This window comes from Alphaproteobacteria bacterium (assembly GCA_025800285.1).
In the GTDB taxonomy this organism is placed as follows: domain Bacteria; phylum Pseudomonadota; class Alphaproteobacteria; order JAOXRX01; family JAOXRX01; genus JAOXRX01.
On sequence record JAOXRX010000037.1, the window covers coordinates 101,616 to 116,532 of the forward strand.

Below are 14,917 nucleotides of genomic sequence, written 5' to 3' on the forward strand. Positions count from 1 at the left end.
GTAAAAAATCAATTAAACACTATGTTAAGCTTATTAATAGCATCTTTTATAGGAATAAAGAAATTAATCCCTATTGAATATTCGCCTATACCAGAAACACAAATTGCTAATAGATTTCCCTTATCATCTAGCAAAGGACCTCCGCTATTTCCAGCTTGCACATCAATATCTGTTTGAATTAATTCATAATTAGATCCTTCTTCTTGCCTCCAAGAACTTACCATTCCCTTAGAAAGAGTGTTTTTTAAAGATGTTAACAAAGGGGTTCCAACCGCATAGACCGTTTCTCCTAGCTCAGCTTGCTGATCTCTTATAGGTAAAAAAGGTAATTTTAATCCCTCAGGTACATCTACTTTTAATAAAGCAATGTCTCTAGATTTATGAACCCGTATAATATCTGCATCCATTACTAAACCGTTTTGATTTTCCACAACAACAGAATCAACATCCCCAACAACATGATAATTTGTTAACAAATAACCATCTTTAGAGATAAAAAACCCGCTTCCATGACCCGTTGCCGTTCTTATAAAAACCGTAGAGTCCATTACTCGATTCATATTTTTCTGTATTTTATCTTTAAAGTTATTTGCTTTTTTTATCTCTAAACCTTTAAAAGGCCACTTTTCTCTTAAACTTCTTTTATTTCTTGGTTTTGAAAATATTAATTTTTGAAACTCTTCATTATTTGCTAACTTATTAGCCGCTGAGGCAAAGGCTTCGTTTAACAAAACCTCTCTTCCAAATAAGTTTCTATTTTTTAATTTATAATACCCTCTAGTTTTTATACTCATAACTATTTCTTTTTTCGCCACTGAATAAACTTGCCAAAAAACAGTCATTTCTCCCTCTCCAGAAACACCTTTGAGCCAATAAAAACTTCTATGGTTGCATTCATTCAATTTAATGCCTCTAATTTGAGCTCCAATTCTATACCTAGCTCTTTTTTTATCAGAGGTTACTCCATACATTAAGCCAGGATCTCCGACTACATCATATCCTCTTAGGCTCATTTCTTCAAAAAACAAATCTTGATAACTCATTTCTTTAGCAATTTTTCTAATCCCCTTCCAAACCAAACTGTCTAAAGAAGAAGAACACTTTAAACTAAGCATTCTTTTACCTATAATTGCTCCTCGGGGTAAAGAGTAAGAAACTTTATCTAAAATTATTGGCTCTGGCAGATTGTTTTCATATCTATTATGATACTCTATTAATTCAGGCTTTATTATTTGCATTTTATTACAAGAGCTAATAGCAAAAAGCATAAAAAAACATGTAATTATTTTTTTCATTTTTTAATCTTTCTTTTTTAAAAAAATTATCCTATAATCATGACGAAATACATTAAAGAAAATTTAACAAATTTACAAGAGGAATTTTATGGAATACGATAAAAATAATATATTTGCAAAGATATTAAGAGGGGAAATACCTAACGATACAGTTTATGAAGATGAATATTGTTTAGCATTTAATGACTTGTATCCAAAGTCTGAAGTTCATATCGTAGCAATACCAAAAGGAGAATATATCAATTTTGCCCACTTCAATTCTAATGCTAGTGATATAGAAATATCTAATTTCTTTAAGGCTATATCAAATATAATAAGAGAAAAAAACATTGAATTAGGCTGTCAAATACTTTCAAATTGCGGTGAAAAAGGTGGACAAGAAATTCCTCATTTCCACATGCATATATTAAGTGGGAATAAAATAAAACTTGACTAAAACATGCTTACATACTAATTTGTTCTTTAAAGGTTGAATTATGAAAAAGAATTTATTTGTATTAATTTTATTGCTGTGCACTTCTTGCTCTTACCAGAAATATAATATTTTTGGTGGTAAAGTTATGTACGCAGAAGATATAAAACCAGAATATAAAAAAGCTCAAGCAGTTAAAGAGTATAAAGAAGAAACAATAGTAGCAGAAAAAGAAGAAAGCTCTAATCGACCTCAGATAAAAGAGTTAAAAGTTGGAGAGTTTCCTAATATAAAAGACATCCCAACAGAGCCTAAAAACTTCCCTAAAAAAGCTGACATAGATAATCAGAAAAGAGATCTTTTATCAAAAACTACTGTTATAGAAAGTAACTCTGCAATTATAACAGAGTCAATCTTCTCTGGCTTTGATGACGAGTTATTGCAATTTACTGTTTCAGATATAATGAGCAGAAACTTACCGAAAGAATATAAAGATCAAAGAGCCTTACTATCCGCTTCAATTAAAAATGAAATATCTGCTGATGATTTATCAGCTATAGAACTAATCGCAAAAGATCGTATTATAAATATAAAACCTATATTACTATCTTTCAATAAAGATTCAAATGATGCATTTATTGAAGAGACTATCTCTACACTACTATTAATGGGAATTGACCCTTCAATGGTATATGTAAATAGAAAAAATTCATCTAAAAACCTTAATGCAGAAGTATATCTGTACTACTAACAAAATTGTGAAATCATGAGGAGCATAGAATGAGTTTATCTGTATTAAAGCAAAAATGGGAATTTAAAGAAGCATCTGAAAGAGATGTTTTACACCTTTCGCAAGTCAAAGGCATAGATGCAAACATAGCTTCTCTTTTAGTATCAAGAGACATAACTGTTGATAATTATGACAAATTCATAAACCCTACACTAAAAGATCAAATGCCAGATCCATACACATTAAAAGATTGCGAAAAAGCTTGTAAAATAATCTGCGACTCTATTGAGAAAAAAGAAAAAATAGTAATATATGGAGATTATGATGTAGATGGAGGAACAGCTACATCTGTATTTATAAATTTTTTAAAACAGTTAGATACAAATGTAGATTTTTATATACCAAATAAGTTAAATGAAGGCTATGGTCCAAATGCAGAAGTTTTTAAAAGACTCGAAAAAGACACAGATTTAATAGTAACTGTTGACTGCGGAACATCTGCTTTTGATGTTATAGATAATACAAATATAAAAGTGGTTATAACAGATCATCATATGGCAGAAGAAAGGCTTCCTAAAGCTGAAGCAATTGTAAACCCTAAAAGACTTGATGACAACTCTGGACTTGATGGCATAGCTGGTGTTGCTGTTGCATTTTTAGTTTGTGTTGCTGTAAATAGAGAGCTTGAAAATCGTGGTTATTTCAAAAATAGAGAAAAACCTAATTTAGTATACCTATTAGATTTAGTTGCTTTAGGAACTATATGTGATGTTATGAAACTAGTAGATATAAATAGAGTTTTTGTGTCTCAAGGGCTAAAGATTCTAAACAAACAAAGCAATTGCGGTTTAAAAGCTTTAATAGATTTATTAGACATAAACAAAAAGATAGACACTTATCATTTAGGTTATGTTTTTGGCCCAAGAATAAATGCTGGAGGCAGATTAGGAGAGTCTTTCTTAGCAACAAAATTAATGACTTCAAAAAATTATAATGAAGCTTTTGAAATTGCTAAAAAGCTTAATAGCCTAAACGAAGATAGAAAAGAAATAGAGAGTCGAATACATGAAGAAGCTCTAGCCTATTTAAGCGATGAAATTGAAAACAGAGAGCTAAAAAGCAATCTTTCATTTGTATATAATCCTGATTGGCATAGTGGAGTTTTAGGAATTGTTGCATCAAGACTAAAAGAAAAATTTAATAAGCCTTCTTTTGTATTATGCTGTGAAAAAGGAGTTGCTTATGGTTCAGGAAGGTCTGTAAGTGGTGTAGATATTGGAGCCATAGTAGTACTTGGAAAACAAAAAGGTCTTATAAAAGACGGAGGCGGTCATAAAATGGCTGCAGGTTTCTCTTGTGATATAGATAGAATCGAAGAAGTTAAGAACTTTATAAGTAAACAAATAGCAAAAGCTACTGATGGCAAAGAAATAGTAAAAACTTTAAAAATAGATTCTGTAATATCTATAAAAGGAGCGAACAAAGATTTAATAGAAGCTATAGATTTAATGTCTCCATTTGGGAATGGAAATCCTCAACCTAGATTCTGCTTTCAAGAATTAAAAATAGCCAAAACAATCGTATTAGCTGGCAAACATATCAAATGTTTTCTAAGTTCCCCATATACAAAAGGAACCCTAGAAGCCATTGCCTTTAATGTTATAGATACAAAAATAGGAGACTTCCTATTAGATAAGTCCAACAATCCAATATCAGTTGTTGGAACTTTAAATACAAACTCTTGGAACGGTCGAGAAACAATTCAATTAATTATAGAAGATGCAAAATAAGCTAATTTAGAAACTCTTTTATTTCTTCCATATGTTGTTCTTTATCTTTTGAAAGAAGGATTAAAGATCTCAAAAATGCTTTTTCATAAAGAGGTCTTGACCCTGTATCCATATATAAATCCTCATCATCCTTTACAGGCATATCAATAGAAAAACCTTCATTTTCATACTTATCTAAGAAGTCATTAATTGCATCAACATGAAACCACTCTTGATTATGCTCTTCAACTTCTGCTATATATTTAGATATTATTTCATGAGTATTTTTCATGCACTCTTTAGGAATAGCTACAGGAGAAAATCCTCCAATATTTGTAGTTGGATTCTTCGGCTTTTCAACAAGTCTTCCCTCTACTAATATAGCATTATTAGATACATCTTCTCTTTTAATGCCCTGAACCAATATTCTTTTGTCATCATTTAAGAAGTTATTAATAAATTTATTTAAATTTGTATTACTTTCATCTTTTGATATATAGATATCATCTGGGAAGATCATAACACCATGTCTTCCTTCTGATTGGTCATAAGCAAGAGCTAAACACTGCCCCGTCCCCAAAGCTTTCTCTTGAATAACATATTTTATATCTGCATCCTCTGGAATTTCCACTTCTCTTACAACATCTAGAATATCAAATCTGCCCTTAGCTTCTAATTTTTTCTGTATATCAGAATCATCTTTAAAAGCATTTTTAAAAGCATGTATAACTTCTTCATTTGAAACTATTATAGTTATGTTTCTTCCACCTATTTTAAATATATCTTTCAGAATATGATCTATTAATCTATAAGAGCCAAATGGCAGTAAAGATTTATGAGGAAGTCCTTTTGATTGAGGATAATTTCTTGTACTTAATCCTGCACATGGTATTATAAATTCTATATCATTTATTGTTGTCATATTATTCTCCTTTTTAATATATTTATTTTCTATAGCAACAATAAAAATATTGCAATTAAATTCTAAAACAATTACAATTTGTAATTATGAGAAAAAATAAACTATATATATTGCTATTTATAATATTTGCTACATTTATTATTGTGCACTTATTTGGGAACTATGCTATATCAGTTATACCCACAACAATTTATAACACTAAAGATTTATATAAAGCTTATGAAATAAAAGATAACAAGCTAATAGCAAGAGATAAATCAAATCTTGTTAGAGAGATTGAAGCTCAAACATTCCCTGGGACAGTATGGAAGATTGCAGAAAAAATTAAGGTTAATAATATAGAATTATATAAAGCTCAAACTCCTGAATATTGGAACACTCCTAAAGACTTCTATTTTTATATAGATGCTAGAAGTGTAAAAACAAAGTTTATAAAACCCAGAGCTAGAAAACTTATTTTACCAAACAAAGAAGATTTATTAGAAAAACTTAACAAGATAAAGAAGCAAACTCAAAAAGAGTTAATACCATATATATGGGGAGGCAACACTTTACAAGGAATAACTGAAAATAGAAAATTTTATTCAAGAGGTAAAGACTTATCAAAATTAAACAAACAAGACAAAAAACAATTCTTTCTACAAGGTCTAGACTGTACAGGACTCTTATACTATATAACAGATGGCTATACACCTAGAAACTCATCTTGGTTAAGAACATTTGGAGACCCTGTAGGCATAGAAGATAAAAGTATTGATGATATAATTAAAATGGTAAAACCTCTTGATATAATAGTTCATCAAGGTCATATAGTGTTAATATTAAACTCTGAAGAAACCATTGAATCAAGATTAAGTAAAGGCGGAGGAGTAGTAATAACTCCAATTAGAGAAAGATTTGAAGAACTATTTGAAACAAAAGTTCCTTTAAATCATGCTCCATTAGGCAAAAGTGAAAACAGCTGGTTTGTCATAAGACGATTCGTAAAATAAAATTACTTTCTTTTTTTTTATTTTTATTGTATAAAACTCTTGGAAATAAAAAATATTAGAAAGGGCTATAAATGAAACCTGTAGTTTTATGTATATTAGATGGATTCGGACACAATCCAAACAAAGAATTTAATGCTATTGAATTAGCAAAGACTCCAAACATAGATTCTCTTTTTGAGAAATACCCTCATACTTTAATCTCTGCGAGCGGATTAGATGTTGGTTTGCCAGATGGTCAAATGGGTAACTCTGAAGTAGGGCACATGAATATCGGAGCAGGTAGAGTTGTATTACAAGACTTACCAAAAATTGAAAAAACCATTAAAGAAGATACTTTAAAAGATCAAGCAGTTTTAGCAAATGCAATTGCTACTCTTAAAGAGAACGGTAAAACTTGCCATATATCTGGATTACTTTCTTCAGGTGGAGTTCACTCTCATATAGACCAAATAGAAGCTTTAGCAAAAGCATTTTCAGAACAAGGAGTAACTGTAAAAGTTCATGCTTTACTTGACGGTAGAGATACACCTCCATCAAGTGCTATAGATTTTTTAGCAGATTTTGAAAAAAGAATCGAAAAAATGGAAAATGTTTCTATAGCTACAATAGCTGGTCGTTTTTATGGGATGGATAGAGACAACAACTGGAATCGTGTAGAACCTGCTTATAATGCTATAGTTTCAGCAACAGGAGAATCTTTCTGTTGTGCAGATAAAGCAATAAAAGACTCATATGAAAACGGGAAAACTGATGAGTTTGTGATACCTTGTGTTATTGAAGGATATAAAGGAATGGAAGACGGAGATGCTTTCATTTTTGCTAACTTCCGTGCTGATAGAGCTAGAGAAATCACAAAAGCATTATTCCAAAAAAGCTTCGAAGGTTTTGATAGGGATAAAGTTATAGAATTCTCAACAAAAGCAGGGATGACTGAATACTCATCTGAACATAATGATTTTATGGACACAATCTTTCCTCCAGAAGAGTTAAAAAATGTTCTTGGTAAAGTTGTTTCTGACAAGGGATTAAACCAATTAAGAATTGCAGAGACAGAGAAATATGCTCATGTAACATTCTTCCTAAATGGTGGAGAAGAAAAAGTATATGAAGGAGAAGATAGAATTCTTGTAAATTCTCCAAAAGTTGAAACTTATGATTTACAACCAGAGATGTCTGCTCCAGAGGTTTGCGACAAATTAGTTGATGCTATTAACTCTGGAAAATATGACTTAGTAGTTGTGAACTTTGCTAACTGCGATATGGTTGGACACACTGGAGTTCTTGAAGCTGCTGTTAAAGCTGTAGAAACAGTTGACACATGTGTAGGTAAAGTTGTAGAGGCTGTTAAATCTCAAAGTGGTGCGATGCTTATGACTGCTGATCACGGTAATAGTGAAAAAATGTGGGATGAAGAAGGCAATTGCCCATTCACTGCTCACACAACTAATCTAGTTCCTTTAATTGCAATTGAATGTGGAGATGTTAATCTAATGCCAGAGGGCGGGAAACTTGCTAACATTGCTCCAACAATATTAAAATTAATGGAGGTTGAACAGCCTGCAGAAATGACTGAAGAAAGTCTTTTCTAGTTAGTTTATTTAATAGGCTTGCAAATTAAATTTATTTGTTGTATAAAACCCCTTAGTTATAAGGGGTTTTATTTTATCTCTTATAAAATTTCGAGATTCTAGCTCACGGCAAAGCCCGTTCAGAATAACGAGTTTAAAGGAATTTTGCCTAACGGTAAAATGAAAGGAAAAATAGAAATGACATTAATAGAAAACAAAATAAATGAAGTGATTAAAACGGCTTTTGAAAAAGCTGGATTTAATGAAGATTTACTAGGTGTTAAGCCTTCGACTCATGCTGACTTTCAGTGTAATGATGCACTACCATTAGCAAAAAAAGCAGGAAGAAATCCTAGAGAAATCGCTTCTGAAATTGTTGAAAATTTAAAAAACAGTGATGTTATTGAGTCTGCTGAAATAGCGGGGCCAGGATTTATAAACCTGACTCTAAAAAATTATTTCCTATCTTCCGTTGTAGAGCAAATTGATAGCGATAAAAAACATGGTTTTGTTAAATATGATGCAAAACAAACTGTTATGTTAGATTATTGTTCTCCTAATCTAGCTAAAGAGCTTCATGTAGGACACCTTCGTTCTGTAATTGGAGAATCTGTGAAGAAAATCGAACAATTTTGTGGAAACGAAACAATTGCAGACAACCACTTGGGAGATTGGGGAACTCCATTAGGTAAAATAATTTGTGAATTAGAAATAGAGCAACCAGAGTTATGTTATTTCGATAAAAACAAGACTGAGGATTATCCTGAAGAATCACCTTTAACAGTTGAAGAGTTAGGAGCTTTATATGTAAGGGCTAACCTTCGTTGTAAAGAAGATGAAGAAGCAGCGACAAAAGCAAGGATTGCTACAGCTGAGCTACAAGGGGGACGAGCAGGATACAGAGCCTTATGGAAACATTTTGTTAACATATCTATTAATGATCTAAAACAATTACTATCTAGACTAGACATTAGCTTTGATGTTTGGGAAGGTGAGTCTATGGCTCAAGATATTCTTGATAACTATCTAATGGCAGAACTAGAACCTTATACTGAAATGGACTCTGGAGCTAAAATTATTTCATTAAAAGAATTTGAAACAAATAAAACTTTACCTCCTGTTCTGATAGTTAAAACAGATGGGGGATATACATATCACTCTTCTGATTTAGCAGCATTACACAGAAGAATAAATCATTACAAAGCTGATAAAGTTTTATACTTTATGGATGCAAGACAAAGCTTACATATGGAACAAATATCTTTAGCGGCTAAAAAGTCTAAAATAATAAAAGAAAACAATCCAATTGTTTTCTGTGGATTTGGAACTGTAAATGGGAAAAACGGAAAACCTTTCGCTACTAGAGATGGAGGAGTTGCTACTCTTCGATCTTTAATAGAAGAAGCCTTCAATAAAGCAAAAGATATACTTCCAAAAGCAGGAGCAGAACACTCAGAAGAAGAAATTAACACTTTAGCAAAACAAATATCTGTTGGAGCTCTAAAATTCAATGATATGAAAAACCCTAGAACTTCCGACTATGTGTTTGACATGGATGCTATCTTATCGTTTGAAGGTAAAACAGGCCCTTATATGCAATATGCAATAGCAAGAATAAATTCAATTTTAGATAAAGCAGAAGGACTTGCTCTAGATTCTAAAATAGTTATAAAAGAAAAAGAAGAAAGAGCTCTTTCTATACAAATAGATGCTTTCGCTAAAGCAGTAAGTAAGGCTTATGAAAACAAAGATCCTTACTTTATAGCTGATTACTCTTATGAGTTAGCTAAAAGCTTTAGCTCTTTTTATACAGCTTGCCCAATACTTAATAATGAAAATGAGGAAGAAAAATTATCTCGTCTGCACTTAGCTAAAACAGTTAGAGAAATATTAATAACTTCTTTAGGATTATTGGGAATTGAAAGCCCTTACAAAATGCTAAGAGGATAGAAATTGACTTTTAAAAACAAAAGGTCTATATTCTTTTAATACAAAAAATGAAAGAGGAAATAAAATGATAAATTGGATTAAACAAAATAAATTTCAATCAGCAGTTCTAGCTATATTAACAGCTCTGTTTATATTCTTAGTAACGGAGAATCAAACAACGATTTTCAACTCTGATACTATTGAGGAGACAACTTCTATTGAAGCAGTTGAGCAGAATTCATCGCAGATTGTTAAGATTTTTGAATCTCCTTATTGCCCTCATTGTCATGATTTAAAAGACTTTGTTGAAGATGAGCTAAAACAAAAATATCCTACAGTTACATTCGATTCACACGATATAACAAAAGATGTTGAGCTTGCTAGATTTAAAGAACATATGATTATGGCAGGACATAATCCTAATCGATTAGGAACTCCTACAATCTTCATCAATGAAGAAGTTATTATAGGCTTTGATAATCCTCAAGGTGTAGGAAAGAAAATTGAAGAAACTATAGATAATGCTTTCTTCTCCAATGAGAGCAAAAAAAAAACTAGCTCTGTAGAAGATACTTCTAAATCAGAAGAGCTAAAGCAAATAGAGACTTCTTTTGGTGTAGTTTCTTTAGATAAATCCCTTCCTCTTCTAGCTATAACTTTAGGTCTAGTTGACGGTTTCAATCCTTGTGCTATGTGGGTATTAATATATCTAATATCTATAATAATGACAATGAAAGATAAAAAGAAAATGTGGCTAATCGTAGGAACATTTGTTACTGCAGAAGCTATACTTTACTATATTTTGCTAAACTTCTGGTTATCAGCATTCCTAATGGTTGGTGCTATAAGAATTGTTAGCTTAATAATTGGTATAGTGGCTATTTACTTTGGATTAATGGATTTAAAACAATACTTCCTAAAAGAAGACATGATTTGCAAAGTGGGAAATCTAGAAAGCAAAAACAGAACAAAAAATAAGATTAAGAGTCTTGCTCATGCAGAAATAACTGTTGCAACAATTCTAAGCTTAATTGGACTTGCTTTTGTTGTAAACTCTATGGAGTTTATGTGCTCTGCAGGGATACCAGCGGTGTTTTCTCAAGTTCTAGCAAATGCAGGAATATCAGGGTTCATGAAGCAAGTTTATATTATTTTGTATGATGTATTCTTCATGATAGATGACTTTATCGTATTTGGACTAGCAATATTTGCTATAGACAAATATGTTGGAGACAAGTATATGAGAATTTGTAAGCTTATAGGAGGCTCTATATTAGTAATTCTAGGCATACTTATGATATTCTTCCCAGAACATCTAAAATAAGCCTTAAAAGCATTTAAATAAGCACTATTGAAAAATATATTTTTTATGTTATAATGAAAATCTCAATACAATTGAGTTAGAAAGATATTTTATGAAGATATTATTTATCGGAGATGTAATTGGCAAAACTGGAAGAAAGTCAATAATTAAACATCTACCAACATTAATAAAAGAAAAAAACATTGACTTTGTGGTAGCAAACGGAGAGCATATTTCTCACGGATACGGAATACAAGAAGAGCAATGTAAGCCTCTTTTTGAAGCGGGTATAGACTGCTTTACAGGAGGAAACCACACTTTTAAAAACAGAGCAGGATTTCACTTTATATCATCAGATAAAAGAATTTTAAGACCTGAGAACTTTCCTTTAGGTTCAATTGGAAGAGGTTTTGAAGTTTATGAAAAAAATGGTAAAAAAATTCTGGTAATAAATTTAATTGGACAAATTTATATGGATACTTATGATTCTCCGTTTGTTGCTGCAGATAAAATAATGGAGAAATTCTCTTTAGGGAATAATATTGATGCCATTTTTGTAGATTTTCATGCAGAAGCTACAAGTGAAAAAATGGGGATTGGGCATTATTTAGACGGTAGAGTTTCTGCTGTTGCGGGCTCTCATACTCATGTTCCTACTGCAGATCTGCACATAATGGAAAAAGGTACTGGTTATATAACTGATGCAGGAATGTGTGGAGATTATAACTCTATGATTGGAATGAAAACCGAAGGAGGTCTACATAAGCTAATATCTAAAGTTCCTAATGGTCCATTTGAAGTTTCAAAGGGGGAAGCTTCTTTTGTTGCTTGCATATTTGAAACAGATGAAAGCGGTTTATGTAAATCAGTAGAACAAATTAAAATTGATGGTTTTTTAGAAAGAGTTGAATTATAAAATGATAGAATACGATGTAATTGTAGTAGGTGGTGGACATGCTGGCTGTGAAGCTGCTGCAGCTAGTGCTAGAGCTGGAGCTAAAACAGCTTTAATAACACATAAGAAATCAACAATTGGAGAAATGTCTTGCAATCCTGCAATAGGAGGATTAGGCAAAGGTCATATCGTTAGAGAAATAGATGCTTTAGATGGTCTAATGGCAAAAGTAATAGATAAAGCAGGAATTCAATTTAGAGTTCTTAATAAATCTAAAGGACCTGCTGTGCAAGGACCTAGAGCTCAAGCCGACAGAGACTTATATAAAGCAGAAATGCAAAGAATACTTAATAATTACAACAACTTAGACATAATAGAGACCGCTGTTGAAGACCTGATTATAGAAAGCGGAAAAATAAAAGGAGTTGTTGACAAAAATGGTGATAAATACAACTCAAAAGCCGTTATACTAACCACAGGTACATTCTTAAATGGTGTAATGCACATAGGTACAGAAACTAAAGAAGGTGGTAGAGTAAATGACCCAACATGCAAAGGCCTAACCCCATCTTTACAAGGAGTGGGCTTCAATATTGATAGACTTAAAACAGGGACTCCTTGCCGAATACAAAGAGATACTATAAATTGGGATATATTAGAAGAGCAAAAAGGAGATATACCTCCTGTTCCTTTTTCATATATGACTAAAGAGGTTACAACACCTCAAATATCTTGTGCAATTACATACACAAATGAAGAAGGCCATAAGATATTAAGAGAAAACTTCGACAGAGCCCCTTTATTCACAGGACAAATTGAAGGGGTAGGACCTAGATATTGCCCATCAATAGAAGACAAAATAACAAGATTTGCCGACAAAGAAAGACATCAAGTATTCCTAGAGCCTGAAGGATTAAACTCTAATTTAGTTTATCCAAATGGTATTTCAACATCTCTACCAGTCGATGTACAAGAAAAATTTTTAAAAACTATTCCAGGATTAGAAAATGCAGTTATGACTCAACCAGCTTATGCTATTGAGTACGATTTCATTGATCCAAGAGAAGTAAAAGCGACACTAGAAACAAAGAAAATAAAAGGCTTGTTTTTAGCGGGACAAATAATCGGAACAACAGGTTATGAAGAGGCTGGAGGATTAGGATTAATTGCAGGTGTAAATGCTTCCTTAAAATCACAAGAAATAGACAAAAAGTTTATATTAGATAGGTCAGATGCCTACATTGGAGTAATGATAGATGATTTAATCACAAAAGGGACAAAAGAACCTTATAGAATGTTTACATCAAGAGCAGAATATCGCTTGGTTTTAAGAGCAGATAATGCAGATCAAAGACTTACCAAAAAAGGTGAAGAAGTAGGCTGTATTTCTCCTGAAAGAGTTGAATTCTTTCATCAAAAAATGAAAATATTGATTGAGAGCAAAGTAATGCTTAATAGCTTAAATGCAACTCCAAATGAGCTTTCTAAAAAAGGTATAGAAATAAACAAAGATGGTAAAAGAAGAACAGCTTTTGATTTATTGACATTTGCTAGCATTTCATTTAACGACATCGAAAGTGTGTGGAGTGAATTAAAAGAAATACCAGCAGAAATTAAAAACCAGATAGAAATAGATGCTAAATACTCGGGTTATTTAAAAAGAATTGAAGCAGATATTAAAGCCTTTAAAAAAGATGAAGCTTTAGAAATTCCTGACAATATAAATTACTTTGATATAGGGTCTTTATCAAATGAAATAATTCAAAAACTGGAGCAAGCAAGACCAAGCACTATTGGAATGGCCTCTAGAATATCGGGAGTAACTCCTGCTGCTATAATTGCTCTATTAAGATATGTAAAAAAACAATAAATGTTTCATGTGAAACACTGAAAAAACATATTTTAACTTTTTTCTTTACTTTACCATTTTTTAGTTATATATTTTATATATGAAAAACTTATCTGATTTAGAAAAAAATGTTTCATGTGAAACACTAAAAAAATTAAAAAAATATGAAGCTTTGTTGAAAAAATGGCAAAAAGCTATCAACCTAGTTAGTAAAAACACTATAGAAAATGCCTGGGAAAGACATATTCTAGACTCTCTACAATTAATAGATTACTTACCTAAAGACAAAGATGTTTCAATTGTTGACCTTGGTAGCGGAGGAGGGTTTCCCCCTTTGGTTTTAGCAATAGCGGGATACACAAATGTAAGTGCTATAGAAAGCGATGAAAGAAAATGCTTATTCATGGCAGAAGTAGCAAAGCAAACAGAAACAAAAATAAACATTATTAACAAAAGAATAGAAAAAGTTAATAATTTAAAAGCAGATATAATTACATCTAGAGCTTTAGCAAAAATAGACCTACTTTTAAATCTCTCAAAAAACATAACGAAAAAAGAAACTAAGTATCTGTTTTTAAAAGGTAAAACAGCAGAAGAAGAGATAAAAAAAGCACAGGAACAGTTCGATTTTCAGGCTCAAACATTCAAAAGCATGACCTCTAATGAAGCGAAGGTCGTGAAAATCGAGCGATTAAAGGAGAAAAAATAATGAAAAAAGAAAAAAATCTATTATTAATAATAGACCCTTTAAATAAATTTAAAAACGAGCACACAAAAGATGTGTTAAAAAAAATAGAAGAAGAAATAATACCAGAATTTGATGATATCTGGGTTGCAAAGTTCTTTAATAAGAAAAACTCTCTTTTCAAAACAATAAGACACTGGGATAGATGTGATAAAAACTCATCTGAGGATAGAAAACTTGCAATAAAAATACCAAAGGGCAAGCAAGTTGTGTTTTATGAAACAGATAAATATAATAAATTAACTCCTAAATTAAAAAGATATATAAGTAAAAAATCTGTTAAAGTATATATATGTGGAGTAGATACAGACATGTGTGTAAGCAGCACAGCCTTTGCAATGTGGGATAGCAAAATAGCACCCTTTATAATAGAAGATGCTTGTGCTAGCCATGGTGGCGACAACTTGCACTCTCAGGGCATAAAAACAATGATTAGAGCATTCGGTAAAAATCAAATAGTTAAGTCAAACGACTTAAAACAAGGACCAAAAATTTAAAAGGAGGATAT

General features: G+C 31.5%; 13 protein-coding genes. 11 read left to right on the forward strand and 2 right to left on the reverse strand.

What is annotated here, in order from left to right:
- Positions 1 to 8: 8 nt before the first annotated feature.
- On the reverse strand, positions 9 to 1,295 hold the full coding sequence (locus tag OIF36_01410) for a serine protease (protein MCV6599128.1): 1,287 nt from the start codon (positions 1,293 to 1,295) through the stop codon (positions 9 to 11).
- Between the two features lie 88 nt (positions 1,296 to 1,383).
- On the opposite strand from OIF36_01410, the gene OIF36_01415 reads away from it, so the two are divergent.
- The 3 genes from OIF36_01415 to recJ are packed head-to-tail and all read left to right on the forward strand — an operon-like array spanning position 1,384 to position 4,227.
- Positions 1,384 to 1,731: an HIT domain-containing protein gene (locus tag OIF36_01415; protein ID MCV6599129.1), complete on the forward strand. Its 348-nt coding sequence runs from the start codon at positions 1,384 to 1,386 to the stop codon at positions 1,729 to 1,731.
- Between the two features lie 40 nt (positions 1,732 to 1,771).
- Positions 1,772 to 2,458, forward strand: a complete 687-nt coding sequence (locus OIF36_01420) for a hypothetical protein (protein MCV6599130.1) — start codon at positions 1,772 to 1,774, stop codon at positions 2,456 to 2,458.
- A 29-nt stretch (positions 2,459 to 2,487) separates the two neighbouring features.
- Positions 2,488 to 4,227 (forward strand): single-stranded-DNA-specific exonuclease RecJ, encoded by a 1,740-nt coding sequence (recJ, locus tag OIF36_01425; protein ID MCV6599131.1) that lies wholly within the window; start codon positions 2,488 to 2,490, stop codon positions 4,225 to 4,227.
- 1 nt (position 4,228) lies between these two features.
- Here recJ and OIF36_01430 read toward each other — a convergent pair whose 3' ends face one another.
- A complete protein-coding gene (locus tag OIF36_01430) occupies positions 4,229 to 5,128 on the reverse strand; it encodes a sugar phosphate nucleotidyltransferase (protein ID MCV6599132.1) in 900 nt (299 codons plus the stop codon).
- A gap of 143 nt (positions 5,129 to 5,271) precedes the next feature.
- Between OIF36_01430 and OIF36_01435 the strand changes: the two genes are divergently transcribed.
- The 8 genes from OIF36_01435 (at position 5,272) to OIF36_01470 (ending at position 14,906) form a co-directional block, all read left to right on the forward strand.
- Positions 5,272 to 6,120, forward strand: coding sequence for a hypothetical protein (locus OIF36_01435; GenBank protein MCV6599133.1), 849 nt, complete (start codon positions 5,272 to 5,274; stop codon positions 6,118 to 6,120).
- 71 nt (positions 6,121 to 6,191) lie between these two features.
- On the forward strand, positions 6,192 to 7,709 hold the full coding sequence (gene gpmI, locus OIF36_01440) for a 2,3-bisphosphoglycerate-independent phosphoglycerate mutase (protein MCV6599134.1): 1,518 nt from the start codon (positions 6,192 to 6,194) through the stop codon (positions 7,707 to 7,709).
- A 177-nt stretch (positions 7,710 to 7,886) separates the two neighbouring features.
- Positions 7,887 to 9,638, forward strand: a complete 1,752-nt coding sequence (argS, locus tag OIF36_01445) for an arginine--tRNA ligase (GenBank protein ID MCV6599135.1) — start codon at positions 7,887 to 7,889, stop codon at positions 9,636 to 9,638.
- Between the two features lie 64 nt (positions 9,639 to 9,702).
- Complete coding sequence (locus tag OIF36_01450; protein ID MCV6599136.1) at positions 9,703 to 10,941, forward strand: hypothetical protein; 1,239 nt, start codon at positions 9,703 to 9,705, stop codon at positions 10,939 to 10,941.
- A 91-nt stretch (positions 10,942 to 11,032) separates the two neighbouring features.
- Entirely contained in the window at positions 11,033 to 11,836 is an 804-nt protein-coding gene (locus OIF36_01455) for a YmdB family metallophosphoesterase (GenBank protein MCV6599137.1), read from the forward strand.
- 1 nt (position 11,837) lies between these two features.
- Complete coding sequence (mnmG, locus tag OIF36_01460; GenBank protein ID MCV6599138.1) at positions 11,838 to 13,685, forward strand: tRNA uridine-5-carboxymethylaminomethyl(34) synthesis enzyme MnmG; 1,848 nt, start codon at positions 11,838 to 11,840, stop codon at positions 13,683 to 13,685.
- Positions 13,686 to 13,764: 79 nt separating this feature from the next.
- Positions 13,765 to 14,373: a 16S rRNA (guanine(527)-N(7))-methyltransferase RsmG gene (rsmG, locus tag OIF36_01465; GenBank protein ID MCV6599139.1), complete on the forward strand. Its 609-nt coding sequence runs from the start codon at positions 13,765 to 13,767 to the stop codon at positions 14,371 to 14,373.
- Positions 14,373 to 14,906, forward strand: coding sequence for a cysteine hydrolase (locus OIF36_01470; protein ID MCV6599140.1), 534 nt, complete (start codon positions 14,373 to 14,375; stop codon positions 14,904 to 14,906). Before rsmG ends, OIF36_01470 begins: the two co-directional genes overlap by 1 nt.
- Positions 14,907 to 14,917 lie beyond the last annotated feature (11 nt).